Annotated in this window: 24 protein-coding genes; 9 read left to right on the forward strand and 15 right to left on the reverse strand. The window is 65.8% G+C overall.

Annotated features, from left to right (window positions below; all coding sequences use genetic code 11):
• The 6 genes from ACSQ86_RS25105 (at window position 1) to ACSQ86_RS25130 (ending at window position 7099) form a co-directional block, all read left to right on the forward strand.
• A complete protein-coding gene (locus ACSQ86_RS25105; protein WP_436309776.1) occupies window positions 1–1140 on the forward strand; it encodes an acyl-CoA dehydrogenase family protein in 1140 nt (379 codons plus the stop codon).
• Window positions 1137–3050, forward strand: a complete 1914-nt coding sequence (locus ACSQ86_RS25110) for an acyl-CoA synthetase (protein WP_436309777.1) — start codon at window positions 1137–1139, stop codon at window positions 3048–3050. Before ACSQ86_RS25105 ends, ACSQ86_RS25110 begins: the two co-directional genes overlap by 4 nt.
• A gap of 38 nt (window positions 3051–3088) precedes the next feature.
• Window positions 3089–4084, forward strand: coding sequence for a Bug family tripartite tricarboxylate transporter substrate binding protein (locus ACSQ86_RS25115; protein ID WP_436309778.1), 996 nt, complete (start codon window positions 3089–3091; stop codon window positions 4082–4084).
• Between the two features lie 101 nt (window positions 4085–4185).
• Window positions 4186–4746: a TRAP transporter small permease gene (locus tag ACSQ86_RS25120; RefSeq protein WP_093103904.1), complete on the forward strand. Its 561-nt coding sequence runs from the start codon at window positions 4186–4188 to the stop codon at window positions 4744–4746.
• Window positions 4743–6041: a TRAP transporter large permease gene (locus ACSQ86_RS25125; protein WP_093103903.1), complete on the forward strand. Its 1299-nt coding sequence runs from the start codon at window positions 4743–4745 to the stop codon at window positions 6039–6041. Before ACSQ86_RS25120 ends, ACSQ86_RS25125 begins: the two co-directional genes overlap by 4 nt.
• Window positions 6042–6064: 23 nt before the next feature.
• Window positions 6065–7099, forward strand: a complete 1035-nt coding sequence (locus ACSQ86_RS25130) for a DctP family TRAP transporter solute-binding subunit (protein WP_093103901.1) — start codon at window positions 6065–6067, stop codon at window positions 7097–7099.
• Window positions 7100–7362: 263 nt separating this feature from the next.
• Here ACSQ86_RS25130 and ACSQ86_RS25135 read toward each other — a convergent pair whose 3' ends face one another.
• Together ACSQ86_RS25135 and ACSQ86_RS25140 are read right to left on the reverse strand one after the other, a co-directional pair.
• Window positions 7363–7764 carry a nuclear transport factor 2 family protein gene (locus ACSQ86_RS25135; protein ID WP_436297252.1) on the reverse strand — a complete coding sequence of 134 codons (402 nt, stop codon included), beginning with the start codon at window positions 7762–7764 and terminating at the stop codon, window positions 7363–7365.
• A gap of 15 nt (window positions 7765–7779) precedes the next feature.
• Entirely contained in the window at window positions 7780–8346 is a 567-nt protein-coding gene (locus ACSQ86_RS25140; protein ID WP_436305511.1) for a hypothetical protein, read from the reverse strand.
• A 248-nt stretch (window positions 8347–8594) separates the two neighbouring features.
• Here ACSQ86_RS25140 and ACSQ86_RS25145 point away from each other — a divergent pair, with 248 nt between their 5' ends.
• Window positions 8595–9584 (forward strand): helix-turn-helix domain-containing protein, encoded by a 990-nt coding sequence (locus ACSQ86_RS25145; protein ID WP_436305512.1) that lies wholly within the window; start codon window positions 8595–8597, stop codon window positions 9582–9584.
• 519 nt (window positions 9585–10103) lie between these two features.
• Window positions 10104–11663, forward strand: coding sequence for a Fic family protein (locus ACSQ86_RS25150; protein ID WP_436309779.1), 1560 nt, complete (start codon window positions 10104–10106; stop codon window positions 11661–11663).
• Between the two features lie 90 nt (window positions 11664–11753).
• On the opposite strand, the gene ACSQ86_RS25155 is transcribed toward ACSQ86_RS25150, so the two are convergent.
• The 8 genes from ACSQ86_RS25155 to ACSQ86_RS25190 form a co-directional block, all read right to left on the reverse strand.
• Entirely contained in the window at window positions 11754–12131 is a 378-nt protein-coding gene (locus tag ACSQ86_RS25155) for an IS1/IS1595 family N-terminal zinc-binding domain-containing protein (RefSeq protein WP_436306354.1), read from the reverse strand.
• A gap of 486 nt (window positions 12132–12617) precedes the next feature.
• Complete coding sequence (locus ACSQ86_RS25160) at window positions 12618–13355, reverse strand: amino acid ABC transporter ATP-binding protein (protein WP_093104165.1); 738 nt, start codon at window positions 13353–13355, stop codon at window positions 12618–12620.
• A 24-nt stretch (window positions 13356–13379) separates the two neighbouring features.
• On the reverse strand, window positions 13380–14069 hold the full coding sequence (locus tag ACSQ86_RS25165; protein WP_436305514.1) for an amino acid ABC transporter permease: 690 nt from the start codon (window positions 14067–14069) through the stop codon (window positions 13380–13382).
• 1 nt (window position 14070) lies between these two features.
• Entirely contained in the window at window positions 14071–14805 is a 735-nt protein-coding gene (locus ACSQ86_RS25170; RefSeq protein ID WP_436293686.1) for an amino acid ABC transporter permease, read from the reverse strand.
• Between the two features lie 93 nt (window positions 14806–14898).
• Complete coding sequence (locus ACSQ86_RS25175; protein WP_436305515.1) at window positions 14899–15798, reverse strand: amino acid ABC transporter substrate-binding protein; 900 nt, start codon at window positions 15796–15798, stop codon at window positions 14899–14901.
• 360 nt (window positions 15799–16158) lie between these two features.
• Window positions 16159–17139 (reverse strand): LysR substrate-binding domain-containing protein, encoded by a 981-nt coding sequence (locus ACSQ86_RS25180; RefSeq protein WP_093103894.1) that lies wholly within the window; start codon window positions 17137–17139, stop codon window positions 16159–16161.
• A gap of 21 nt (window positions 17140–17160) precedes the next feature.
• Window positions 17161–18099 carry a 2-hydroxyacid dehydrogenase gene (locus ACSQ86_RS25185; protein ID WP_436309780.1) on the reverse strand — a complete coding sequence of 313 codons (939 nt, stop codon included), beginning with the start codon at window positions 18097–18099 and terminating at the stop codon, window positions 17161–17163.
• A gap of 32 nt (window positions 18100–18131) precedes the next feature.
• The gene (locus ACSQ86_RS25190; protein ID WP_436309781.1) at window positions 18132–19964 is read right to left on the reverse strand and encodes an ABCB family ABC transporter ATP-binding protein/permease; all 1833 of its coding nucleotides are present in this window, start codon (window positions 19962–19964) and stop codon (window positions 18132–18134) included.
• Between the two features lie 41 nt (window positions 19965–20005).
• Between ACSQ86_RS25190 and ACSQ86_RS25195 the strand changes: the two genes are divergently transcribed.
• Entirely contained in the window at window positions 20006–20428 is a 423-nt protein-coding gene (locus ACSQ86_RS25195) for an acyl-CoA thioesterase (RefSeq protein ID WP_436305517.1), read from the forward strand.
• Between the two features lie 74 nt (window positions 20429–20502).
• Here the strand turns inward: ACSQ86_RS25195 and ACSQ86_RS25200 are convergent, their stop codons facing one another.
• The 5 genes from ACSQ86_RS25200 to ACSQ86_RS25220 are packed head-to-tail and all read right to left on the reverse strand — an operon-like array spanning window position 20503 to window position 24417.
• Complete coding sequence (locus ACSQ86_RS25200; protein WP_436309782.1) at window positions 20503–21267, reverse strand: enoyl-CoA hydratase; 765 nt, start codon at window positions 21265–21267, stop codon at window positions 20503–20505.
• 39 nt (window positions 21268–21306) lie between these two features.
• Window positions 21307–21906: a 2-hydroxychromene-2-carboxylate isomerase gene (locus ACSQ86_RS25205; protein WP_436309783.1), complete on the reverse strand. Its 600-nt coding sequence runs from the start codon at window positions 21904–21906 to the stop codon at window positions 21307–21309.
• Between the two features lie 10 nt (window positions 21907–21916).
• The gene (locus ACSQ86_RS25210) at window positions 21917–22645 is read right to left on the reverse strand and encodes an SDR family oxidoreductase (RefSeq protein WP_093103884.1); all 729 of its coding nucleotides are present in this window, start codon (window positions 22643–22645) and stop codon (window positions 21917–21919) included.
• A gap of 4 nt (window positions 22646–22649) precedes the next feature.
• On the reverse strand, window positions 22650–23480 hold the full coding sequence (locus ACSQ86_RS25215; RefSeq protein WP_170855526.1) for an acyl-CoA thioesterase: 831 nt from the start codon (window positions 23478–23480) through the stop codon (window positions 22650–22652).
• A gap of 31 nt (window positions 23481–23511) precedes the next feature.
• Complete coding sequence (locus ACSQ86_RS25220) at window positions 23512–24417, reverse strand: alpha/beta hydrolase family protein (protein ID WP_436293689.1); 906 nt, start codon at window positions 24415–24417, stop codon at window positions 23512–23514.
• Window positions 24418–24434: the final 17 nt, after the last annotated feature.

Here is a 24434-nt window from a genome sequence, read left to right on the forward strand (position 1 = left end):
ATGAACTTCGAACACACCGAAGACCGGCGCATGCTCGCCGACAGCCTGAACCGCTTCATCGCCGAGCAGTACGCCTTCGAGACGCGCGACCGGATCGCGAAGTCGGCCCAGGGCTTCAGCACCGAGATCTGGCAGCAGTTCGCCGAGCTCGGCGTGATCGGCGCACTGTTTCGCGAAGAAGACGGCGGCTTCGGCGGCGGCGGCTTCGACCTGGCCGTGGTCTTCGAGGCGCTGGGCCGCGGCCTGGTGGTCGAGCCCCTGCTCGGCGCGGTCATGGTCGGCGACGCCATCGCAGCCGCCGGCAGCGAGGCGCAGAAGGAAACGCTGGCCGAGATCATCGGCGGCGGCACCATCGCGGCGCTCGCGCACGACGAACCCGGCACGCACTACGAACTGGCGCACGTGCAGACCCGCGCCGACCGCAGCGGCGACCGCTGGCTGCTGAACGGCGCCAAGGCCGTGGTGCCGCAGGGCGAGCAGGCGGATCTGTTCCTGGTCTCGGCCCGCAGCTCGGGCGCGCCGGACGACGAGGCCGGCATCTCGCTGTTCCTGGTGCCCGCGAAGACAAAAGGCGTCTACGTGCGCGGCGCCCCGGCCATCGACGGCGGCCGCGTGGCCGAAGTGGTGCTGGACGGCGTGACGCTCCCCGCCGATGCGTTGCTCGGCGCCGAAGGCCAGGGCCATGCCGTGCTGGAACGCGCCGTCGGGCGTGGCGTGCTGGCCCTGTGCGCCGAAAGCCTGGGCGCGATGGAAGCCGCCAAGACGGCGACGCTGGAGTACCTGCGCACGCGCAAGCAGTTCGGCACGCTCATCGGCAGCTTCCAGGCGCTGCAGCACCGCATGGCGGAGCTGCTGCTCGAGATCGAGCAGGCCCGCTCGGCCGTGATCAATGCGGCCGCCGCCATCGACGACACCGACCGCGCCACACGCGAGCGCGCGCTGTCGGCGGCCAAGGCCAGCATCGGCCGCATCGGCGCGCTGGTGGCCGAGGAAAGCATCCAGATGCACGGCGGCATCGGCATGACCTGGGAGCTGCCGCTGGCCCACTATGCCAAGCGCCTCGTGATGATCGACCACCAGCTGGGCGACGAGGACCATCACCTGCAGCGCTTCATCGCCTTCGGCAGGCAGGCAAGATGAGCACCGCGCCCTTCAGCCCGTCGTTCCCCGTCCGCAGCATCGAGGACGTGCGAAGGCTCGAGGAGACGCCGCTTTCCGAGGCGCTGACCGTGCGCAGCACCTACGAGATCTTCCGCAATGCCGCCGCGGCCTTCGGCGACAAGACGGCGCTGACCTTCCTGCGCACGGCCGATCCGGCCGACGAGCCGATCCGCTGGTCCTACGCCGAGCTCTTGGCCGGCATCCACCAGACCGCGAACGTGCTGCACGCGCTGGGCGTCGGGCCGGATGATGCGGTGGCCGTGCTGCTGCCGGGCTGCCTCGAGTACCACCTGGCCCTGTGGGGCGGAGAAGCGGCCGGCATCGTGCAGCCGCTCAACCCGCTGCTCGCCGACGAGAAGCTGGTCTCGCTGATGACGGCCGGCCGCGCCAAGGTGCTGATCGCCTACGGCTCGGACGAGGAATCGGGCATGTGGTCGAAGGCGATGCGCCTGCGCGGCCAGGTGCCCACGCTCACCACCGTGCTGCGCGTGGCGCCGCACGACGAGCCCGTGGGCAGCGCCGGCGAGCTGCCCGAGGGCGTGGCGGACTTCAACGCGATGTGCGCGCACGTGCCGGCCGACCGCCTCGCGAGCGGCCGCGACATCGCGCCTGCCGACATCGCCGCCTACTTCCATACCGGCGGCACCACCGGCGCGCCCAAGCTCGCGCGCCACAGCCATGGCGCGCAGGTCTTCACCGCCTGGGCCAGCGTGAAGCTGCAAGGACTGAAGAGCAGCGACGTCACCATCAACGGCTATCCGCTGTTCCACGTGGCGGGCGTGCTGCCGGCTTCGCTGTCGGCGCTGTCGGCCGGCGTGGAGGTGATCATTCCGACCACGGCGCTGCTGCGCAACAGGCAGGTACTGGCCAACTACTGGCGGCTGGTGGAGAAGTACCGGCCGACTTCGCTGTCGGCCGTGCCCACGGTGCTGGCGGCACTCGCCAACGTGCCGCTGGACGGCGCCGACATTTCCTCCATCCACTACTGCCGCACCGGCGCCGCCGTGCTGGCGCCCGAACTCGCGGCGCGCTTCGAGCGCCTGTTCGGCCTGCACGTGCATGAAAGCCTGGGCATGACCGAGATGGCCGGCATCTCGACCATCACGCCGCCGGGCGTGATCGGGCCGGCGGGCTGCGTGGGTTTCAGGCTTCCGTATTCGCAGCTGCGCATCGTCGCGCTCGACGAGCACGGCAACCCGAGCGATCGCGAACTGCCGGCGGGCGAGCAGGGCATGGTGCTCTTCAAGTCGCCCAATCTGTTCTCGGGCTTCGTCGATCCAGCCGACACGGCCAAGGCCTTCACCGCCGACGGCTGGCTCGCCACCGGCGACCTGGGCTGGCTCGACGGCGAGGAGCGGCTCAACCTGAGTGGCCGCTCCAAGGACCTGATCATCCGCAGCGGCCACAACATCGACCCCAAGACCATCGAGGACGCGCTGGGCGCGCACCCGGCGGTGCAACTGTGCGCCGCGGTCGGCGCACCCGATGCCTACGCAGGCGAGCTGCCTGTGGCCTTCGCCACGCTGGTGCCCGGCATGACGGCCAGCGAAGCCGAACTGCTGGCCTTCACCGCCGCGCGCGTCGACGAAGCGCCGGCCAAGCCGAAGTCGGTGGTCGTGATCGAGCACATGCCGATGACCAACGTCGGCAAGATCTACAAGCCCGAGCTGCGTGCCCTGGCCGCGCGCAAGGTGGCGGAGGCGCTGGTCGGCGAGGCCTGCGCCGCGCTCGGCCTGGCGGCACGGCCCGAGGTGCAGGCCGATGGCGAGAGCGCGCTCAAGGTCGTGATCGATGCGGCCGCGGCCGGGGCGCAGGCCGCGCCGCTGCAGGCGCGGCTTACGGAGGCGCTCGGACGCCTGCCCTTCAAGACGCAGGTCGTCCTGCGATAAGCCCCCCATTCCAAAAAAAAACCGTACAGGAGACACACATGAACATCCACTCCCTGAACCGCCGCGCCTGGCTCTGCGCCGCGGCCTCGGCCCTCGCGCTGGGCGCGGGCAGCGTTGCGCACGCCCAGGCCTACCCGAACAAGCCGATCAAGATGGTGGTGCCCTTCGCCGCCGGTGGCGGCACCGACGTGCTGGCGCGCGTGATCGGCGAGAAGCTGGCGGCCGGCCTGGGCCAGCCGGTCGTCATCGACAACAAGCCCGGCGCGGCCGGCATCATCGGCACCGACGCGGTCGCCAAGGCGGCGCCCGACGGCTACACCATCGTGATGTCGCTCTCCAACGCGCTGCTCACCAACCAGTTCCTCTACGAGAAGCTGCCCTACCACCCGGAGCGCGACCTGACGCTGGTCTACCAGGTCGCGATGGGCCCGCTGGTGCTGGTGGTGCATCCCGGCGTGCCGGTCAAGACCGCGCCCGAGCTGCTGAAGTACGTGGCCGCCAACAAGGGCAAGCTGGCCTACGGCTCCTACGGCCTGGGCGCCTACCCGCACCTGGCCGGCGCGCACATGAGCCTCACGCAAGACGCCGACATGAACCACGTGGCCTACAAGGGCGAGGCGCCGATGGTGCAGGACCTGATCGGCGGCCAGATCCAGATGGCCTACGCGAGCGCGCTGCAGGCCAAGCCGCACATCGAGGCCGGCAAGCTCAAGGCCATCGGCGTGACCGGCGAACGCCGCATGAGCACCCTGCCCAACGTGCCCACGCTGGCCGAGCAGGGCCTGAAGGACGAGGCCTATCGCCTGACCGGCTGGCTGGCCGTCGCAGCGCCCGCCGGAACGCCCAAGCCGATCGTGCAGCGGCTCGCCGACGAGATCCGCAAGGCCACGCAGCAGCCAGACGTGCAGCAGAAGGTCGCGGCCATGGGCTTCGAGCTCAAGGACAGCTCGCCCGAAGCTTTTACCGCGGCCTACAAGGCCGAGCGCCCGGTGTGGGAGCGGCTGATCAAGCAGTCGGGCGCCAAGCTCGAGTGAACGACGAGGACCGGGGCTCAAGGAAAGCCCCGATGGGGCGAGCGGTTATGGATCGTTACGATCTGCGCTGGCCGAATTCCGGCCGCTGACCCGTTCCCCCGATGTCCTCTCCCCCTGAGTCCGGCCCTTTGCTGGACGCCGCCAGTCCCCTGCCCCCCGAAATCGAAGCCGCCGACGAGCCCACGCGCGTGCCGCTCGCCATCGAGGACTGGGCCACGGTGATCATCATGGGCCTCTTGGCCTGCATCACCTTCGCCAACGTGCTGGTGCGCTACTTCACCGACTCCTCCTTCGCATGGACCGAGGAGTTCTCGGTCTTCCTCATGATCCTGCTGGCCATGGTCGCGGGCTCGGCCGCCGTCGCGCGCGACCGCCACATCCGCATCGAGTACTTCGCCGAGGGCGGGTCGATGGCAAGGCGTAAGCGGCTCGCGCAGTTCGGCGCGCTGATGGTGGCGCTCTTGTTCTTCCTGATCGCCGCGCTCAGCGTGCGCGTGGTCTGGGACAACTACCGTTTCGAGGAAACCTCGCCCGGCATCGGCGTGCCGCAGTGGTGGTACTCGATCTGGCTGCCGATCGTGTGCTCCGCGATCGCGCTGCGCGCGGTAGGCCTGTTCGTCCGGCGCGGCCGCGAGATGCGCGCCGGGGGCTCGGGCGAATGATCCCGACGCTGCTCTTCGTCGCCTTCATCCTGATGATGCTGGTCGGCGTGCCGATCGGCGCGGCGCTCGGCCTCGCGGGCGCGGTCGCCATCGGGCTCGCCAATGCCGACGCGCAGTGGTTCGGCCTGCTCGCCGTGCCGCAGAACTTCTATGCCGGCCTGGGCAAATACCCGCTGCTCGCGATCCCGATGTTCGTGCTGGTGGGCTCGATCTTCGACCGCTCGGGCGTGGCGCTCAGGCTCGTCAATTTCGCGATCGCGATCGTCGGGCGCGGGCCCGGCATGCTGCCGCTGGTGGCGATCGTGGTGGCGATGTTTCTCGGCGGCATCTCGGGCTCGGGCCCGGCCAACGCGGCGGCCGTGGGCGCGGTGATGATCGGCGCGATGTCGCGCGCGGGCTACCCCAATGCGTACTCGGCCAGCGTGGTCGGCGCGGCTGCGGCCACCGACATCCTGATCCCGCCCTCGGTGGCCTTCATCGTCTACTCGGTGCTGGTGCCGGGCGCCTCGGTGCCGGCGCTGTTCGCCGCCGGCATGGTGCCGGGCGTGCTGGCCGGCATCGCGCTGATCGTCCCGGCCGTGTGGCTGGCGCGCAAGCACAAGATGGGCGCGCTCGAATCCACCCTGCCGCGCCCACCTTTCTGGAAGAGCCTGCGCGATGCGGTCTGGGGCCTGGCGGCGCCGGTGCTCATCCTGGGCGGCATGCGCGCCGGCTGGTTCACGCCCACCGAGGCGGCCGTGGTCGCGGTGTTCTACGGGCTCTTCGTCGGCATGGCGATCCACCGCACGATCAAGGTCCGCGACCTGTTCGTGATCCTGCGTGAATCGGGCGAGCTCTCGGCCGTGATCCTGCTGGTGGTGTCGCTCGCGGGCATCTTCGCCTACTCGCTCTCGACGCTGGGCGTGATCGATCCGGTCACGCGCGCGATCGTGAATTCGGGGCTGGGCGAGTACGGCGTGCTGTCGCTGCTGATCCTGCTCTTGATCACAGTCGGCATGTTCCTCGACGGCGTGTCGATCTTCCTGATTTTCGTGCCGCTCTTGTGGCCGATCGTGCAGTACTACAAGTGGGACCCGGTGTGGTTCGGCGTCATCCTCACGCTCAAGGTGGCGCTGGGTCAGTTCACGCCGCCGCTGGCGGTGAACCTGATGGTCTCGTGCCGCATCGCCGGCGTGCGCATGGAAGAGACCGTGCGCTGGGTCGGCTGGATGCTCGTTGCGATGTTCCTCGTGATGGTGGCGGTGATTGCCTGGCCCGAATTGGCGCTGTGGTTGCCCCGAAAACTAGGTTATTAGATTTTTCCAAAGGAGACTGACCCATGAAATTCCGTCGTTCCCTGCTCGGCCTGATGGCCGTCGCCGCCGCGCTCGGCGGCTTCTCGGCGGCCGCGCCCGCGCAGACCTACAAGCCCGAATACAAGATGTCGCTCGTGGTCGGCACCGCCTTCCCTTGGGGCAAGGGCGGAGAGATCTGGGCCAATCTGGTTCGCGAGCGGACCCAGGGGCGCATCAACATCAAGCTCTATCCCGGCGTCTCGCTGATCCAGGGCGACCAGACGCGCGAATTCAGCGCGCTGCGACAGGGCGTGATCGACATGGCCATCGGCTCGACCATCAATTGGTCGCCGCAGGTCAAGCAGCTCAACCTGTTCTCGCTGCCCTTCCTGATGCCCGACTACGCGGCGGTGGATGCGCTGACTCAGGGCCAGGTGGGCAAGGAGATCTTCGCGACACTCGAGAAGGCCGGCGTGGTGCCGCTGGCCTGGGGCGAGAACGGCTACCGCGAGATCACGAACTCCAAGCGGCCCATCAAGACGCCGGAAGATCTGAAGGGCCTGAAGATCCGCGTGGTGGGCTCGCCGCTCTTCGTCGACACCTTCACCGCGCTGGGCGCCAATCCCACGCAGATGAGCTGGGCCGACGCGCAGCCCGCCTTCGCCAGCGGCGCGGTCGACGGGCAGGAAAACCCGATGTCGATCTTCACCGCGGCCAAGCTGCACACCGTGGGCCAGAAGAACGTGACGATGTGGGGCTACGTGGCCGATCCGCTGGTCTTCGTGGTCAACAAGGAGATCTGGAATTCGTGGACGCCGGCCGACCAGGCGATCGTGCGCCAGGCGGCGATCGACGCCGGCAAGCAAGAGATCGTCATCGCGCGCAAGGGACTCGCCGAGGCCGACCAGCCCCTGCTCAAGGACATCGCCGCGCTCGGCGTGACGGTCACCAAGCTATCCCCGGCCGAGCGCGAAGCCTTTGTGAAGGCGACACGGCCGGTGTATGCGAAGTGGAAGCCGACGATCGGCAACGATCTGGTGGCGAAGGCAGAGCAGGCGATTGCCAGTCGGAAGAAGTAGGGCTCACATGCAATAAAAAAGCCCCGCGATGCGGCTAGGGGTTGGCTTAAAGTGTTGACGCTGAAGCCCTAAACGCCAACGATCTCCGAGTCACTTGCTGCCCGGGGATCGTTTCTTTTGTGCGCGACCCGTAGGTCCGCAATGAAGCAAGGGCGAACAGCCGGTTAGGGCCCAAACCGGCAGGTCGCATCGCTGGATTCGTGGCCAGAAAGCCGTCGCCCGCGCCGGGTGGGTTGTCGGCGCGGCGTCAGTGCTTCCGGTTCTCACGCAAGGAACTCGTCGCCGAACATCGGCAGCCCGCTCTTCGATTCGGCCCGAGTCGCCTCGTCCTGCAGCACATCCCAGTGCTCGGCCAGAACTCCGTCGGCGATGCGCAGGATGTCCACCCCGATCCAGTTCACCGGACGGTGTTCACCCCAGAAACGGCCGTGGATCATCACGTGGTCGCCCTCGGCCATGATCAGGCCCGGCTCGTAGCGCAGCGACGCCGGCAGGCTCTTGATCAGGTTGAAAAGCCCGTCGCGGCCCGGCGAAATGTGAGCACTGTGCTGGATGTAGTTCGGCGACCAGTAGCGTTCGGCCTTCGCGTAGTCGCGCTGGTTGAACAATGCGTCGAAGGCCTCGAGGACCAGAGCTTTGTTTCTCGCTTCGATGGACAGACTCACTTTCGTTCTCCAGACCTACTTGCGCGCAAGCGGGATCTGCAGGTTCGTCGGCCGGTTCTCTTCCTTGTCGAACCCACGACCGTCCACGTTGCGCGCGCCCCAGAACAGCATGTCGTGGCTCAGGTAGACCAGATCGAATTCCATGAAGTTCTTCCCTTCGGTCAACCCGAACGGGGGAAACGCCTTGCCGAACACACTTTGCGTGTCGTTGACTTGCCACTTTCCGTAGCCAGTGGCGGCCACCTGATTCAGCAGATCGGCAAACCCCTGGATCAGCGGCGCGACCTCGTATCCCTCGTCAGCGACGAAGTCCACCTTTTGCGCCCCTGGAGCGATCGAGTGAGGGCCGCGCCAGATCATGTGACCCCGGATGGCGATTCGGGCGATGGGCACCGCACCGTTCGGGTCTGCCGAATTGACGATGTTCAGCTCGAATCGATCCCCGGCCAAGTACTTGAATTCACGCTTCAGATAGAACGGCTTCAGCGTGCCGTCGGGATTCTTGCTGGCGCTCGGGCGGACCTCCGGGGCGATGCTGGCCCAATCACCGACGAGGGCCTCCTTGATCTGTTCCACGTTCATGACGGTCTGTCCTTCGGGTTTGCGGGAGGGCGATTCGGTCGATGACGCACAGGCTGCGAGAGTCAACGCCAGCACGAGCGCCAAGAGGCGCGAAATGCGTCGTGTCCACATCTGGAAAGAGTCCTCGCCTGAGAAGGTGCGCAAATTATGAAGCGCGAGCGCCCTGCTCCGTTAGCCCAAATCGGCAAAGCGACACAGCGTGCCAGCCTAGGCTATTCTTCGATTGCAGCGCCGCCACCGAACACCGCATGACACTCAAACTGGACGTATTCGACGACTTCCACGTGCATGGCGCCTCGGCGCCGGAGTGGAATCAACGCTATCTGCAGGTATCGCCGGGGGCCATGCACAGTTCGCTCGCCGAGGTGACGACGGACAGCATCCATGTCTTTCGCAAGTGGATGAGTGAGCGGGTGATTCAACAGGGCTGTCTACCCAACGGCAAGATCTGCTTCGCGATCCCACTTGGGAAGTTCGCTGGAACGCCCCGAATGCAAGGGCACGAAATGCACGAGGACAGCGTCGTCGTTCTTCGCGGCGGCGACGAGTTCACGCTACAACGGCCGAAAGGGATGGAGCTGATGGCGGTGACGTTCGAGCTCGACGAATTTCGTCGCCTGTCTGACGAACGGCCGTGGGCACCGGGCGCCCGGGCTCTACTGTCCCGCTCCGTGCTGCGAGCCCCGGGTCGCGCGATGCAGCGATTGCGGTACGACCTTCTTTCGTTGTTCGATGAGACGTCGACAACCGATCCATGCAAGTCGGAAGCGATCAACGACCAGTCAGTGTCCCGAGGCGTGTTCGAAGCGCTTTGCGAACTGTTCGATGGTGCCGCCGACGCGAGGCAGCCCGTCGGGAGCGCTTCGGCCAGTTTCATCGTCGCGCAATGCCATTGGATGGTGGCAGGCAGCGGGGATTCCCCACCTAGCGTAGAGGAACTGTGCCTGCGCCTTCGCACGAGCCGGCGCACCTTGCAGAACAGCTTCAGGCAGGTCGCCGACGCGACGCCTGTGCACTATCTGCGCTGCGTGAGGCTGAACGCCGTGCGTCGGCAGTTGATGTCGACACGAGCGGTGGACCTGAACATTGCGCAGGCGGCCGCAGACAGAGGATTCAACCATCTGAGCCACTTTGCTCAACGGTACAAGGCGCTGTTCGGAGAATTGCCGTCACAGACGATGCGAGGCCGCACCTGCGCCAGCTCGCAGGACGGCGGCGGGCAAAGCTACAAGGCGTGAGCGGCCTGCACCGGACGGCGGGGTTGGCTGCGTACCGCCATCCCAGTACGGCTCACCGTCGACCTCGATGGAGCGGTGAATCCAGGGTGGGCAGTCCGCTCAAACCGCCACGTCATTCCCATTCACACCCGCACCCGATTCCGATCCAAACGGGCACCACGTTCGTTTGATTCGCCTGGTTCGCTTGCAAGCTGACAGTCGCGGCCGACCGTTCATCGCCGCCTTCAGGCATCCGGCAGAGGTTCCCGTGCGGACTTCGGTTGCTCGCTCGCCAGCGCTGAACGTGGCGAACTACGCGGAGGGGTTTCAGGGCCGCTTGCAGGGCGGCGCCGCTCAGAAGGCCGAAGGGGGAAGTGTCTGTCATTTCTGGAACGCTGGCCTTGTAGATTGTTTTCTGGTTGATGGCCAAAAAGTAGATATCACACCAACAAATGTAGACGAATTTGGTAGAATGGCCCGTGAAGTAGATGGTTTTTCAACCCACCTAGACAAATCCGGACCTAGACGCTGCTCGAGTAGATGAATTCGCTTGCCGAACCCGCCACTGGTAGCCCGCGCGTCGCGCCGGTCTACCTGGGCTACGAAGCCCTCATTCGGCGCTATCAACTGCAGGTGCCGCCGCTACGCACGGTGAGCGTAGGCGTGGACCGTGCTGTCGAGCGCCATATCATCGCAGCAGACGGAGACGAGCGCGTCGAATTGCCTCTTCCACGACTGACCGACACCAACAGCTTGGTGGGCCAACTGACCTTCGCACTCAAGCGCGAGCGACTGAACCTCACCGTGTTGGGCGCCCTCTTCGAGCACAGGGAGACTTTAGAGGGTGTGCAGGCTTGGCTAGAGGACAAGCCCTCGTCGAAGTACGCCCGAATGGCGGGACATTTGGCCCAGTGGTTGACGGGACACGAATTTGCATACAAGTTGCCGCCGGGCACCCCACGCGTGCCTGTGCTCGACCCAAAGGAGTACATCACCGGCCCAGCCGTGCCGGACACCAAGTTTGGCGTGACGCACAACCTGGTGGGAGGCCGCTTCTTCAGCCCTCTGATTCGGCGTACTGAAAGGCTCGACGCGCTACTCGCTGAGGACCTCGGCGCAAAGGTGGCGAACGCCCTGAGCAACCTCGAGCCGCAAATGTTGGCACGAGCCGTGGACTTCCTGTACCTATCGGAGACGCGCTCGACCTACAACATCGAGGACGAAATTCCCGACAACAATCGCTCGGCCAAGTTCCGACGCCTGCTGGAACAGGCCGGCGAGCCCGGCGCGCTCAGCGAAGAGCAGCTGGTGCAATGGCAGTCACAGATTGTTGGCCCCTTGTCCATTGAAGCGTCTTATCGCAATAGTCAGAACTGGCTTTCGCGCCCCGGAGGACGCCTGCGGAACATCGCTGACTTCATACCTCCGCCGCCGACGCTCGTGGACTCGATGATGGACTCAGTGGCCGAGGTCGCTGCGTTGGCCGCGGGGCGGGGCCTTCATCCGGTACTGGCTGCTGCTTGTTCCTCGTTCGGCCTGGTCTACGTGCATCCGTTTCTAGATGGCAATGGGCGGCTACATCGTTTCTTGCTGCACCATGTGCTGCGACAGGCCGGCTTCACGCCTGCCGGTGTGGTACTGCCACTGTCTGCGCGCATGCTCAAGGACTTGCCTCGCTACTCCGCCCTGCTCAAGAGCTACTCGCGGCCGCGCACGGAGCTTCTCGACTACCTGCTGGATGCAGAAAGCGCCACCATCTTGGTACGGTCTCCGCAACCAGCATGGCTGTACGCCTACTTCGACGCCACCGAGATGTGCGAGTTCATCCTCGAGTGTGTGAAGCTATGCGTCGAAGAGGACCTGCTGGACGAGGTGGCCTACCTTCGCGCCCATGACCTTACCGTGCGCGAGATGGGAAACTGGCTCGACATGCGCCAGTCGCAGCTCAACACACTCATCGACGTTATCGTCCAAGGACACGGCAAGTTGTCCACGAACAAGCGCAAGCTGGCTGAAGGACTGAGCGATGCCGAGGTCGAACGCATGGAGGCGACCGTCAACAGCCGCTTTGCAGAGTACTTCGAACGGCACGCGCCCTGAGCGGGCAACGATATTGCCTCGATTGGGCTCGGGCGTCGAACGACCGGTGTTGGCGGCGACTGTAGCCTTTCAAAGCTGTCTGCCCGCGCCTTATGCACCGCTAGTGTAGCTCGGCACCCACAGTCCAGCCATGCGAGCCGCCGACCACCGGCCACAGGTGGCTCTAAGCTTGATGGCGCCGCGCGGGGCTGCTTTCAGAGTGAGGCCTTCCTTGAAAGTACAGCACCTCCTCAAGCTGAATAGGCCCATCAACATCATGAACACGTCGCGGTTCTTGTGAGTCTTTCGCTGCCTTATTAGGAGCGGGTTGCCTCCGTCTGTGAACGTCTTTCCGCAGGAATTGCAACGCCATCTGGCCGTGCCAAAGCGAGTCTTTCCGAAGCGGGCGTAGTGACCGGGTTCGCCAATGGCTTTGCCGTCGTTCTCGCACTTCTCATTCGGGCACGACGCAGCGGTACGACCAAGAATGTGCGAGCTGAGCCGATGTAGCGATGTAGCTCCTCGACCACAGCTTGGTTGCTACGAATTGGCATGTGCGCCTTGCAGAGCGCACATTTCATCAAAGTGGAGTCGTTGGCACCGTGGCGCGCGTAGTCGCCAGGGTTCGGATCGGACTCAGGTGCGCGTCGCCTTTGATCGGGCGACTCGGCGACGCCAAAGGAGCCACACCTGATCGTCTTGCAGAAGTTGACTTGGATGCCATCAACGGCATCGGGAAACCGAAAACCTGACGGAGAAATCTTGTCCAGAAAAAACCCTCCGAGCCCGAATGGGCAGGGAGGGCAGTCAACGAAACCAAGCCGTCGGGATCAACACTTTAAGCCAACGGCTAAACCGATGCGGGGCTTTTTTGTTCGTGGGGTGCCGCCGATCCGGCTTCGCCGGTCGGCTGGCGCCGCCCCTGGTAAGGGGTTGGCGCGCGCGACACGAAGTGCGCGAAGCCTGGGGGCGAGCCTAATGCGCCAGGATCTTGTTCAGGAAGTCCTTGGTCCGCGGTTGACGGTTCTCCGGATGGCTGAAGAACTCGTCCTTCGAGCAGTCCTCGAGGATGCGGCCGCCGACGTCGATGAAGATCACCCGGTTGGCCACCTTGCGCGCAAAGCCCATCTCGTGGGTGACCACCATCATGGTCATGCCTTCCTTGGCCAGCGCCACCATCACGTCCAGCACTTCGCCGACCATCTCGGGGTCGAGCGCCGAGGTCGGCTCGTCGAACAGCATCACCATCGGGTCCATGCTCAGCGCGCGGGCGATCGCCACGCGCTGCTGCTGGCCGCCGGAGAGCTGGCCAGGGTACTTGTCCTTGTGCGCCATCAGGCCCACGCGGTCGAGCATCTTCAAGCCGCGGGTCTTGGCCTCGTCGGCGCTGCGGCCCAGCACCTTGATCTGCGCGATCGTGAGGTTCTCAGTCACCGAAAGATGCGGGAACAGCTCGAAGTGCTGGAACACCATGCCGACCTTGGAGCGCAGCTTCGGCAGGTTGGTCTTCGGGTCATGCAGCGGGATGCCATTGACCGTGATCTCGCCCTTCTGGAAGGGCTCGAGCGCATTCACCGTCTTGATGAGCGTGGACTTGCCGGAACCCGAGGGCCCGCACACCACCACCACGTCGCCCTTGGCGATGTCGACCGAGCAGTCCTGGAGCACCTGCACCGGGCCATACCACTTGGAAACGTTCTTGATTTCGATCATTTTGTCGGACATCTTTTTTCTCCTTCAGCGGATGATGGCGATTTTCTTGTGCAGGCGTTTGACGAGCCAGGACAAGGCATAACACATGATGAAGTACACGACCGCCGCGAGCAGGTAAGCCTCGATCGGACGGCCGAAGTTCTTGCCCGCGGTCTCGAAGCCCTTGAGCATGTCGTAGGCGCCGATGGCGTAGACCAGCGAGGTGTCCTGGAACAGGATGATGGTCTGCGTGAGCAGCACCGGCAGCATGTTGCGGAAGGCCTGCGGCAGCACCACCAGCTTCATGTTTTGGCCGTAGGTCATGCCCACCGCCTGGCCCGCGTAGACCTGGCCGCGCGGGATCGACTGGATGCCCGCGCGCATGATCTCGCTGAAGTAGGCGGCCTCGAACGCGATGAAGGTGATCACGGCCGAGATCTCGGAGCGATAGTTGCTGCCCACCGAGCCGAAGGAGGCGTAGAACGAGCCCGGCACCAGCAGGAAGAACCACAGGATCACCATCACCAGCGGAATGCTGCGCATGCCGTTGACGTAGACGGCGGCGGGCGCATCGAGCCACTTCTTGCCCGACAGCCGCATCAACGCCAGGATGGTGCCGAAGATCACGCCGCCGATGGTGGCGATGATGGTCAGCATGATGCTGAAGTAGAAGCCCTTGACGACGAAGTTGCTGATGACGTCCCAGTTGTAGAAGGACAGGTCGAGATTCATCATGTCAGTGTCCTCCGCCGCCGGCGTTGGCCGAGACGATGAAGCCCGGCACGCGGGTCTTCTTCTCGATGTACGCCATCAGCCGGTTGATCGCGAAGGCCGAGATCACATACAGCCCCGTGACGGCCAGGTAGACCTCGATGCCGCGCGAGGTTTCTTCCTGCGCCTGCATCGCGAACATGGTGAGTTCGGCCACCGACACCGCGAAAGCCACCGACGAGTTCTTGAAGATGTTCATCGTCTCGCTCGTGAGCGGCGGAATGATGATGCGGTAGGCCATCGGCAGGATCACGTAGCGGTAGTACTGTGGCGTGGTGAAGCCCACCGCCATGCCCGCGTAGCGCTGGCCCTTGGGCAGCGCCTGGATGCCGGAGCGCACCTGCTCGGCGATCCGCGCCGAGGTGAAGAAGCCCAGCGCGAGCACCACCAGGATGAAGCTGGGCACATCCTTCAAGACCGGAATCATGGCCGGTATGACGTGGTACCAGAGGAAGATCTGCACCAGGAGCGGAATGTTGCGAAAGAGCTCGACCCACGCGTTGCCGAAGCGGATCAGCCAGGGGCTGTCGGGCAAAGTGCGGATGATGCCGATCAGCGAGCCCAGCACGAGCGCGACGATCAATGCCAAGAGGGCCACGGACACGGTCCAGCCCCAGGCCGACAGCATCCATTCCCAGTACGTCGGGTACTTCCCCCCGGGGTCTTGCAAGAAGACCTGCCAATCCCAGTTCGATCCCATCGGGACTCTCCTTCTCTACCTGATTGTTATGTTGGGCGTTAAAACAAACGCCCGCCGGGTGCGGCGGGCGTTGCGCGGCGACGGGCGCGGGATTTACTTCTTCACCGCGTAGTCTTCCATCGGCTTGTCGTTCGGATTCGCCCACGCGTTCTTGGTGGCGTCCGACAAGGCCAGGCCGATCTTGACGTTCGATGGCGGAATCGGCTGCAGGAACCACTTGTCCCAGAGCTTGTTGAGCTCGCCCGACTTGATCTGCGCCTTGATGCTGTCGTCGACCGCCTTCTTGAATGCCGGGTCGTCCTTGCGGATCATGATCGCGATCGGCTCGACGCTCAGCACTTCGCCGACGATCTTGAAGTCGGCCGGCGTCTTCGCCTTGGCGATGTTGGAGGCGAGGATCGAGCCATCCATCACGAAGGCATCGGCGCGGCCCGATTCGAGCAGAAGGAAGCTGTCGGAGTGGTCCTTGCCGTAGAGCTCCTTGAAGTCGACGCCGGTGGCGCGCTCGTTCTTGCGCAGCGTCTGGACCGAGGTGGTGCCGGTGGTGGTGGCGACGGTCTTGCCGTTCAGGTCGGCGATCTTGGTGATGCCCGAGGTGGCCTTGACGGCGATGCGCACTTCCTCGACGTAGGTGGTGACGGCGAAAGCGACGTCCTTCTGGCGCGTGGCATTGTTGGTAGTGGAGCCGCACTCGAGGTCGACGGTGCCGTTCTGCACCAGGGGAATGCGGTTCTGCGAGGTCACGGGCTGGTACTTGGTTTCCAGCTTCTTGCCGACAGCCTTCTCGAGGTCCTTGATGATGTTGGCGCAGATGTCGTAGTGGAAGCCGGTGTACTGGCCGCCGCCCAGCGTGTAGGAAAGTCCGGAAGATTCGCGCACCCCTTCGGTGATGCTGCCGGCGGCCTTGATCTTCGCTAGGGTGTCATTGGCTTGCGCGAAAGCGCCGCCGGCGGCCAACGCCATCACTGCCATTGCCAATACTTGCTTCTTCATTTGGAAAACTCCTGTGTGACTGAGAGAGATACGCCGAAATTCTAGACACTCGCATTCTGCGGGGTACCCGGGCCAACCCGGTGCGCCCTGCACCGATGACGGACACGCCGAGTGTGGCAGGAGTACCGCACTGGTGCGCCGCATCGCATTCGTCTTGAGCGCATTCGACTAAGCAGCCTTTGTGCCCGAAGGCACGGCTAAAAAAAAGCACGCGCGTGGGCGTGCGTCAAAACCGTGTGCGACAGCAAAACTTGGGGCCAGACTGTAGGGCCGGCATCGCGCGCAGGCAAATGCGCAATGCGGAGATCGGCATGCCGCAGCGTCATAGATTGTGCAGTGCACAAATAACCCGGGCCTCGTTCAAGGCGCCGGCTGGGTCCCGACCAGATAGGCCCACAGCGCTTCGACCGTGCCCTTGGCCCGCGGGCCGGCGGCCTCGCTCTTGGCGCTGCGCGCACCAGCCTTGGCCGGCGCCGATGCGGCGGGCCGCTCGCGATAGGCGCGGATCTCCATCGTCGCCTCCAGGCTCTCGATCTCCGGCGGCAAGGCACTCACCAGCGTGCGGGCGCGCACTTCCCTTCGCACCGCGCTCTGCGGCAGGAAGGCGATGCCGTGGCCTTCGAGCGCCATCACCTTGAGACCCTCGGCCATGTCGGTCTCGTAGACGCGATCGAGGTGGATGGCGGTGTCGGATTCCTTGAGCAGCTGGTCGACCACGCGGCCCAGGTAGGCGCCGGGCGCATAGCCCAGGTAAGGCAGCGGCTGGCCGGGCCGGCCCGGCAGGCGGTAGCGCGGCGCGCCGTCGGCATCGGGCTTGACCCAGGGCGCGACCACCTCCTGGCCAAGGCTCACCATCTCGTAGCGGGTGGCGTCCAGCGGCAGCGGCTGCGAGGGATGGTTGTAGGCGATCAGCAGATCGCAGCTGCCTTCGACCAGCCGCAACACCGCATCGTGCACGTTGAGCGCAATGAGCCGGCTCTTCATCGGCCCGAACTGTTCGCGCAGACTCGTGACCCAGGCCGGAAAAAAGGTGAAGGCCAGCGTGTGCGGCACCGCGAACTCGATCACGTCCTGCGCCGCGGCCGAGTGGCCGCGCAGCATGGCGCGCGTGCTTTGCAGCGCCTGCAGCATCTCGATGGCCTGGCCGTACAAGGTCTGGCCGGCGGGCGTGAGGCGCGTGGGGTAGGAGCTGCGGTCGACCAGGTCGGTGCCGGCCCAGCCTTCGAGCGCCTGGATGCGGCGCGAGAAGGCGGGCTGGGTCACGTGGCGCAATTGGGCCGAGCGGCTGAAGCTGCGGGTCTCGGCAAGGCTGACGAAGTCTTCAAGCCACTTGGTTTCCATGAAGGCTGATTATGTCTTTCCCTAAATAGGCGACACCACGCCGCGCCGCGCGAAGTGCCCTTCGGCATTGGCCATGAAGCGGTTCACCGAGGCCTGCGTCGCCTCGGGCGACCAGCCCGCCATGTGCGGCGTGAGCAGCACGTTGTCGAGCCCGATCAGCGGCTCGGGACGCTTCGGCTCGCTTTCGTAGACATCGAGGCCGGCGCCCGCGATGCGCTTTTCGCGCAGCGCCTTGGCGAGCGCCTCGGTGTCGATCACGCTGCCGCGCGAGATGTTGACCAGGAAGCCCTGAGGGCCGAGCACGTCGAGGATTTCGGCATCGACCATGTGCCGCGTGCCCGGCCCGCCCGGCGTCGCGACCATCAGCACGTCGGCCCAGGCGGCCAGCGCCTTCAGGCTGTCGAAGTAACGGTGCGCCGCCCCCTCGCGCGGCTTGCGGTTGTGGTAGCCGATCTCCATGTCGAAGCCCGCGGCGCGCTTGGCGATCTTCTGGCCGATGGTGCCCAGGCCCAGGATGCCGAGACGCTTGCCCGAGACATTGGGCGGCTGCGGAATCTCTTCGCGCCATATGCCTTCGCGGCATTGCCGGTCGAGCGTGCGGATGCCGCGCACCGCACCGATCAAGAGGCCGAAGGCGTGGTCGGCCACGCAGTCGTCGTTGGTGCCGGCGCCGTTGGCGAGCGCAATGCCGCGCGCACGGGCCGCCTCGAGCGGGAGGCCCTCGTAGCCGGCGCCCATCGCGCAGATGAGCTCGACCTTCGGCATCGCCGCCAGCTCCTGGGGCGTGAGGCCGATCACGCCGATGGTCAGCACGGCGCGGAACTCCGCGCCCTGCGCGGCGATGGCGGCCGCGCGCTCGGCCTTGGTGGGCGCGTAGCTCATGTCGTAGACCGCGGCAATCTGGGCCTGGTGGGCGCTCGAAAGGCTGTTGAGCACCAGCAGGGGAATCTTCTCGGACACTCTCGAATCGCTCCTGGGTCAGTAAAAAGAGTTCAAAGAACGGGCTGGGCCTCGATCTTCTGCAAGGTCCACATCTGCGCGTACTTGCCCTGCTGCGCGAGCAAGGCCGCATGCGTGCCGCGCTCGACGATCACGCCGCCCTCGAGCACGAGGATCTCGTGCGCATCGACCACCGTCGAAAGACGGTGCGCGATCACCAGCGTGGTCTTGTTCTGCGCCGCGCTCTTGAGCTCGGACTGGATCGCGCGCTCGTTGGCCGAATCGAGCGCCGAGGTGGCCTCGTCGAAGATCACGATCGGCGGGTTCTTCAGCAGCGTGCGCGCGATCGCCACGCGCTGCTTCTCGCCGCCCGAGAGCTTGAGGCCGCGCTCGCCGACGGTGGTTTCGTAGCCCTTGGGCGTGGCGGCGATGAAGTCGTGGATACGCGCCGCGCGGGCGGCCTCCTCGACCTCGACGCGGCTTGCGCCCGGCCGGCCGTAGGCGATGTTGTATTCGACGGTGTCGTTGAAGAGGACGGTGTCCTGCGGCACGATGCCGATGGCCTGCCGCACGCTGGCCTGCGTGACCTGGCGGATGTCTTCGCCGCCGATGCAAATTCGCCCCTGCTGTACGTCGTAGAAGCGGTAGAGGAGTCGAGCCAGCGTCGACTTGCCCGAGCCCGAGGGACCGACCACGGCCACAGTCTTGCCCGCCGGGATCTCGAAGCTCACATGCTTCAAGATCGGCCGCGCGGCTTCGTAGGCGAAACTCACGTCCTCGAAGCGCACGGTCGAATCGGTGCCGGCCAGGGGCTTCGCGTCGGGCGCATCGCGCACCTCGCGCTCCTTTTCCATCAGCACGAACATCTTGTCGAGGTCGGTCAGGCTCTGCTTGATCTCGCGGTAGATCACGCCCAGGAAGTTCAGCGGGATGTAGAGCTGGATCATGAAGGCGTTGACCATCACCAGGTCGCCCAAGGTCATGCGCCCGTCGACCACACCGGCCGTCGCGCGCCACAGCATCAGCACGAGGCTGACCGCGATCAGCAGCTGCTGGCCGGTGTTGAGCATGGAGAGCGTGCGCTGGCTCTTGATGGCCGCCTTCCGATAGCGGTCGAGGCTGGCGTCGTAACGTCCGGCCTCGAACTCCTCGTTGTTGAAGTACTTGACGGTCTCGTAGTTCAAGAGCGAATCGACGGCACGGCTCTGCGCCACCGAGTCGAGCTCGTTCATGGTCTTGCGGAACTGCGTGCGCCATTCCGTCACCGTGACGGTGAAGACGATGTAGATCACCAGCGCGACCGCGGTGATCCAGACGAAGAGCGCGTCGAACTTGACGCCCAGGATGGTCAGCACCAGCGTCAGCTCGATGATGGTCGGCACGATGCTGTAGAGCGACATCGAGATCAGCGAATGCACGCCGCGCGTGCCGCGCTCGATGTCGCGCGTCATGCCGCCGGTCTGCCGCTCGAGGTGGAAGCGCAGCGAGAGCGCATGCAGGTGGCGGAACACCTCCAGCGAGATGCTGCGCGCCGCGCCCTCGGTCGCCTTGGCGAAGACCAGCTCGCGCAGCTCGCCGAACAGCGAGGTCGAGAAGCGCAGCAATCCGTAGGCCCCCAGCAGGGCGATCGGCACCACCAGCAGCGCCTGCGCCATGTCGGGCTTGGGCGTCATGGTGTCGACCAGGTTCTTGAGCAGCACCGGCACGCCGACGTTGGCCACCTTGGCGCCCACCATGAAGGCGAGCGCGGCCATCACGCGCCACTTGTAGCGCCAGAGGTAGGGGAACAGGCGGCGCAGCGTGGCCCAGTCGGAGCGGTCGCCGCGCGCGGGCTGGCCCGCAGAGACGGGGTGGGGAGAGGAAAGGGCTTCGCCGCTGCGGCGCATCGGAGACAATCGTGGCTGTTTGTTGTTCTCAGATTGTGCCCATGTCCGAATCTCCAAGTGCCAATGTGGCCGCCACCCTCAAGAGCCTGCCCGCCGACATGGAGCTGGTGCTCAAGGTGATTCCGCTGCCGGCCGACGTCAACGCCAACGGCGACATCTTCGGCGGCTGGGTCATGGCCCAGTGCGACCTGGCCGGCTCCGTCATCCCGGCCCGCTACGCCAAGGGCCGGATGGCCACCGTCGCGGTCAACGAGTTCATCTTCAAGCAGCCGGTGCGGCTGGGCGACATCCTGTCCTTCTATTCGAAGCTGGTGCGCATCGGTCGCACCTCGGTCACCGTCACGGTCGAGGTGTTCGCCGAGCGCTTCAAGGCGCAGGGCGAGTACATCAAGGTGACCGAGGCCACCTTCACTTACGTCGCGATCGACGACAACGGGCGACCGAGGCCGATCGTCAAGGACTGATCGGCAACGCTACGAGGTGGTCACGGACTGTGACCACCTCACAGACACGACAGCGCACCAGAGGTCGCCTGACCTCAGATCTTCGAGAAATCCGGCCGCCGCTTTTCCATGAAGGCCGTGAAGGCCTCTCGCGCCGCCGGCTCGCGCAGCATGCGGCCGAAGCTCTGGCCTTCTTCGCCCATGCGTTCGAGCACGGCCGACTGCTGCGACTTCTTCATCAGGCGCTTGGTTTCGATCAGCGCCGTGAGCGGCTTGGCCGCCAGCTTGCGCGTCTGCGCCTGGGCGATGGCGTTGGCCTCGGTGGGCGGGACCACGCGGTTGATCAGGCCGACTTCGAGCGCCGCCTCGGCCATGAAGGGCTCGCCCAGGAGCAGCGCCTCGGCCGCGCGGTGGTAGCCCAGCATCTGCGGCACCAGCAGGCTAGAGGCCGCCTCGGGGCACAGGCCCAGGTTGACGAAGGGCATCGAGAAGGCCGCGTTGTCGCCCGCGTAGACCAAGTCGCAATGGAACAGCATCGTGGTGCCGATGCCCACGGCCGGACCGCAGACCGCGGCCACGATCGGCTTCGGGAAGGTTGCGATGCCGTGCAGGAAGCGAAACACGGGCGAATCCGGCGTCGAGGGCGGGGCGTCCAGGAAATCGCCGATGTCATTGCCGGCGCTGAAGATGGTGGCGTCGCCCTGGATCAGCACGGCGCGCACCGCGCCGTCTTGCTCAGCCTTGGCCAGCGCATCGGCGAGCTCGGCGTACATCGCGCGGGTGATGGAATTCTTCTTGTCGAGACGGTTGAAGGTGAGGGTCATCACACCCGCTTCGGTGTGGACGAGGATGTCGCTCATGGGAGTTCCTTGCTGCAAAGAAATGAAAGTATCGGGCGATCAGGCGCCGAGTGCTTCACGGACGAAATCGAGCCGGTCCTGGCCCCAGAACATCTGGTCGCCGACGAACATGGTGGGCGCGCCGAAGACCCCGCGCCGCACAGCTTCTTCGGTCTGGGCCTTGAGGCGGTCCTTGACCTCCTGTGCATTGGCCAGCGCGATCATCGATGCCGGGTCGAAGCCGGCCTCGGCCAGGGCGGCAGCGAGCGTGGCCGGGTCGTTGAGATTGCGCGGCTCGACCCACATCGCGTGGTACACGGCATCGACGTACGCGCGAAAGCGCTCCGGCTCGCGCATCTGCATGCCGGTGGCGCCGCGCATCAGCAGCAGCGTGTTGATCGGGAAATAAGGGTTGTGCTGCAGCGGCACGCCGTAGCGCCGAGCGAAACGTGCCAGGTCCTCGAACACGTAGGGGCCCTTGGCCGGAATGGCGGCCGGCGACTGGTTGCCGGTGGCCTGGAACACGCCGCCCAGCAGCATCGGCTTCCACACCAGTTCGGCGCCGGCGTCGGCGCACAGGTGCGGCAACTGGGTGGCGGCCAGGTACGAGGCGGGGCTGCCGAAGTCGAAATAGAACTCAACCGATCGCGTCGTCGTCATACCGGTCTCCTCAGAACTTCTCGGACCACGGGCGCAGATCGAGCTCGTGGGTCCAGGCATCGCGCGGCTGCGCGTGCAGCATCCAGTAGGCATCGGCGATGTGCTCGGGGTTGAGGATGCCGTCTTCCGTCTTCAACGCATAGCGCTCGGGGAAATTGCTGCGGATGAACTCGGTGTCGATGGCGCCGTCGATCACCGTGTGCGCAACGTGGATGCCGCGCGGCCCGAGCTCGCGCGCCATGCTCTGGGCCAGCGCGCGCAGCGCCATCTTGGCACCGGAGAAGGCGGCGAAGTTGGCGCTGCCGCGCAGCGAGGCCGTGGCGCCGGTGAAGAGGATGGTGCCGCGCCCGCGCGCCACCATGCGCTTGGCGACTTCGCGTCCGTTCAGGAAACCGGAGAAGCAGGCCATCTCCCAGACCTTGAAGTACTTGCGCGCGGTCTCGGTCAGGATGCTCTCGGGCACGTTGGCGCCGATGTTGAACACCAGCACCTCGATCGGCCCGATGCTCGACTCGATCTGCTCGACCAGCGCGACGACCTCCTCTTCCTTGCGCGCATCGCTGGCAAAGGCATGCGCAGTGCCGCCTTCGGCTTCGATCTGCGCGACCAGCGGCTGCAGTTTGTCGAGGCTGCGGCGCGTGACGCAGGCCGCATAGCCCGCGCGCGCGAAGCGGCGGGCGATCGCGCCGCCGGTGGCATCGCCAGCGCCGACGATCAAGGCTGCTCTGCTGGCCGTCATTCAGTCATTCCTTGAAGTAGACGATCTGATTGCTGGTGGCGAGCAGCGCGCCCGCTTCGCTCCACAGCTGCGCCGACTGGTCGAAATAGCCGTTCTGGAACTGTTGCCCCGTCGCGCGGCCCAGCAGGTAGCCGTGGCCTACCTCCGCCAGGTGCCTCGCGTCGGCATGGAAGTAGGTCGTGATCGACACCGTGCCGATCGGCACCGGCTTGGCGCGGCGCAGCCAGACGCGCGGGTAGAAGGTGTCGCTCAAGGCTGCGAGCGAGGCGAAGTCGAGCGGACGCGGCTCTGCATCCCGCAGCCACATGCGCGTTTCGCTGTGATCGCCGCTGCCGTCCCACTTGGCTGGAATCGCGCCGCTGATCGGACGCATTTCGTACTGCGAGATCCAGGCCACGCGCGCGGGGCCGATGCTCAGGCGCTCGACCTCTTCGGGCGACGGCACCTCGGGCATCGGCAGATCGTTGGCGCCCCAGGTCTCGCGGCGCAGTGCCGTGACCGCGGTCGCGGTGGTCGTGACATGCGGCTGGCCGTCGGCGCCGGCCTGCGACATCTGCATGGTCCAGTGCTGCGTCGAGCGGTTGGTGCGCACCGGTATCGCCAGCACCTCGAAAGCGCCCGCCTCCAGCGCCGCGGCGTAGTTCACCGTGAGCGCCACCGGCGCGCCCAGCAGTTCGGGATGCTTCAGCACCGACTGCAGCATCACCGCCGCGGTCGTGCCGCCGAAGGGCCCGACCATGTTCCAGTAGTCCGGGCTCGTGGCACCGGTGAAAAGCCCGGCGCGGATGTCGCTGTGCGCGAGCGCGAGGGCCTTGTCCAGAGGATGTGTGCTCATGATCGTCGCAGTGTGCCTCCGTGACCTTGGCTTATGCAGTCGTGTGCGGGACGCCCGATGGCGCTGTAGAAGTCAGCGCCGCGAGCCGGTGCAGGCTGTCGGCCAGGCGCGGCCACAGGCTCAGGCTGAACTGCTCGCGGAAGAAGCCGAAATGCCCGATGTGGCGGGCCTGCACGTCGGCCGGCGCGATGCGCTGCATCGCGCGCGGCGCGCCAGCGTAGAAGCTCAGCAGGCTCTCGGTGCCTTCGAGCGTCATGAGTTCATCGTCGGTCATCGACAGGGCCAGCACCGGGAAGCGCACGCGCTCGTAGCTGCGGGCGGCCGCAGCGCCTTCGGCGCCGACGCTGTAGCGCGGGTTCAGGCACCAGCGCCGCCATTGCAGGATCACGCCGCGCGGCAGGTCGCCCACCTTCTTGAGCTTGCGACCGGGAAAGTAGCCCCAGAGCCGCGTGGCCAGCGGCACCAGGAAGAACCAGAAGTAGAGGATGCTGCGCTTGAGGCGCGGCGCGTTCTCGCGCCAGTAGCCGCTGCCCGCCGCGATGCTGATGAGGCCGTCGACCTGCTGCGGCCGCTCGAGAAAACCCGGCAGCTGCGCGCCCAGGCTGTGGCCCAGCAGGTAGAGCGGCCGGTCGGAGCGCGCGGCCTTGGCGGCGTCGATCACGGCCTCGTAGTCGCGCGCCCAATCGAACAGGTCGGCCTCGAAACCGCGCAACGAGCCGCCGGCCGTCGCCGGCCGCGAATCGCCCGAGCCGCGGTAGTCGAAGGTCCAGACGCTGAGGCCCTCCTGCGTCAGCCAGCGGGCAAAAGGTTCATAGAAGGCCTGGCGCACGCCCATCGCGCCGCCGATCACGACGCTGGCGCGCTGCGGGCCGATGGGCTCGTAGATCCGCAGCGCGAGCTGCGTGCCGTCGTCAAGCTGCAATGTCTCTTGTCTCACGCTTGTCTCCTTGTTTT

Origin of the sequence: Variovorax sp. LjRoot130 (genome assembly GCF_964253755.1) — a bacterium.
Taxonomy (GTDB): Bacteria; Pseudomonadota; Gammaproteobacteria; order Burkholderiales; family Burkholderiaceae_C; genus Variovorax.

What these genes read in the sequence shown, in the direction of transcription:
- ACSQ86_RS25150 (WP_436309779.1), top strand. Translation starts at nt 10,104, where the DNA reads ATGAATTCGCTTGCCGAACCCGCCACTGGTAGCCCGCGCGTCGCGCCG.
- ACSQ86_RS25200 (WP_436309782.1), bottom strand. Translation starts at nt 21,267, where the DNA reads ATGAGCGACATCCTCGTCCACACCGAAGCGGGTGTGATGACCCTCACC.
- ACSQ86_RS25120 (WP_093103904.1), top strand. Translation starts at nt 4,186, where the DNA reads ATGTCCTCTCCCCCTGAGTCCGGCCCTTTGCTGGACGCCGCCAGTCCC.
- ACSQ86_RS25215 (WP_170855526.1), bottom strand. Translation starts at nt 23,480, where the DNA reads ATGAGCACACATCCTCTGGACAAGGCCCTCGCGCTCGCGCACAGCGAC.
- ACSQ86_RS25125 (WP_093103903.1), top strand. Translation starts at nt 4,743, where the DNA reads ATGATCCCGACGCTGCTCTTCGTCGCCTTCATCCTGATGATGCTGGTC.
- ACSQ86_RS25170 (WP_436293686.1), bottom strand. Translation starts at nt 14,805, where the DNA reads ATGGGATCGAACTGGGATTGGCAGGTCTTCTTGCAAGACCCCGGGGGG.
- ACSQ86_RS25190 (WP_436309781.1), bottom strand. Translation starts at nt 19,964, where the DNA reads ATGCGCCGCAGCGGCGAAGCCCTTTCCTCTCCCCACCCCGTCTCTGCG.
- ACSQ86_RS25160 (WP_093104165.1), bottom strand. Translation starts at nt 13,355, where the DNA reads ATGATCGAAATCAAGAACGTTTCCAAGTGGTATGGCCCGGTGCAGGTG.
- ACSQ86_RS25115 (WP_436309778.1), top strand. Translation starts at nt 3,089, where the DNA reads ATGAACATCCACTCCCTGAACCGCCGCGCCTGGCTCTGCGCCGCGGCC.
- ACSQ86_RS25145 (WP_436305512.1), top strand. Translation starts at nt 8,595, where the DNA reads ATGACACTCAAACTGGACGTATTCGACGACTTCCACGTGCATGGCGCC.
- ACSQ86_RS25205 (WP_436309783.1), bottom strand. Translation starts at nt 21,906, where the DNA reads ATGACGACGACGCGATCGGTTGAGTTCTATTTCGACTTCGGCAGCCCC.
- ACSQ86_RS25165 (WP_436305514.1), bottom strand. Translation starts at nt 14,069, where the DNA reads ATGATGAATCTCGACCTGTCCTTCTACAACTGGGACGTCATCAGCAAC.
- ACSQ86_RS25210 (WP_093103884.1), bottom strand. Translation starts at nt 22,645, where the DNA reads ATGACGGCCAGCAGAGCAGCCTTGATCGTCGGCGCTGGCGATGCCACC.
- ACSQ86_RS25130 (WP_093103901.1), top strand. Translation starts at nt 6,065, where the DNA reads ATGAAATTCCGTCGTTCCCTGCTCGGCCTGATGGCCGTCGCCGCCGCG.
- ACSQ86_RS25175 (WP_436305515.1), bottom strand. Translation starts at nt 15,798, where the DNA reads ATGAAGAAGCAAGTATTGGCAATGGCAGTGATGGCGTTGGCCGCCGGC.
- ACSQ86_RS25140 (WP_436305511.1), bottom strand. Translation starts at nt 8,346, where the DNA reads ATGAACGTGGAACAGATCAAGGAGGCCCTCGTCGGTGATTGGGCCAGC.
- ACSQ86_RS25110 (WP_436309777.1), top strand. Translation starts at nt 1,137, where the DNA reads ATGAGCACCGCGCCCTTCAGCCCGTCGTTCCCCGTCCGCAGCATCGAG.
- ACSQ86_RS25180 (WP_093103894.1), bottom strand. Translation starts at nt 17,139, where the DNA reads ATGGAAACCAAGTGGCTTGAAGACTTCGTCAGCCTTGCCGAGACCCGC.
- ACSQ86_RS25105 (WP_436309776.1), top strand. Translation starts at nt 1, where the DNA reads ATGAACTTCGAACACACCGAAGACCGGCGCATGCTCGCCGACAGCCTG.
- ACSQ86_RS25195 (WP_436305517.1), top strand. Translation starts at nt 20,006, where the DNA reads ATGTCCGAATCTCCAAGTGCCAATGTGGCCGCCACCCTCAAGAGCCTG.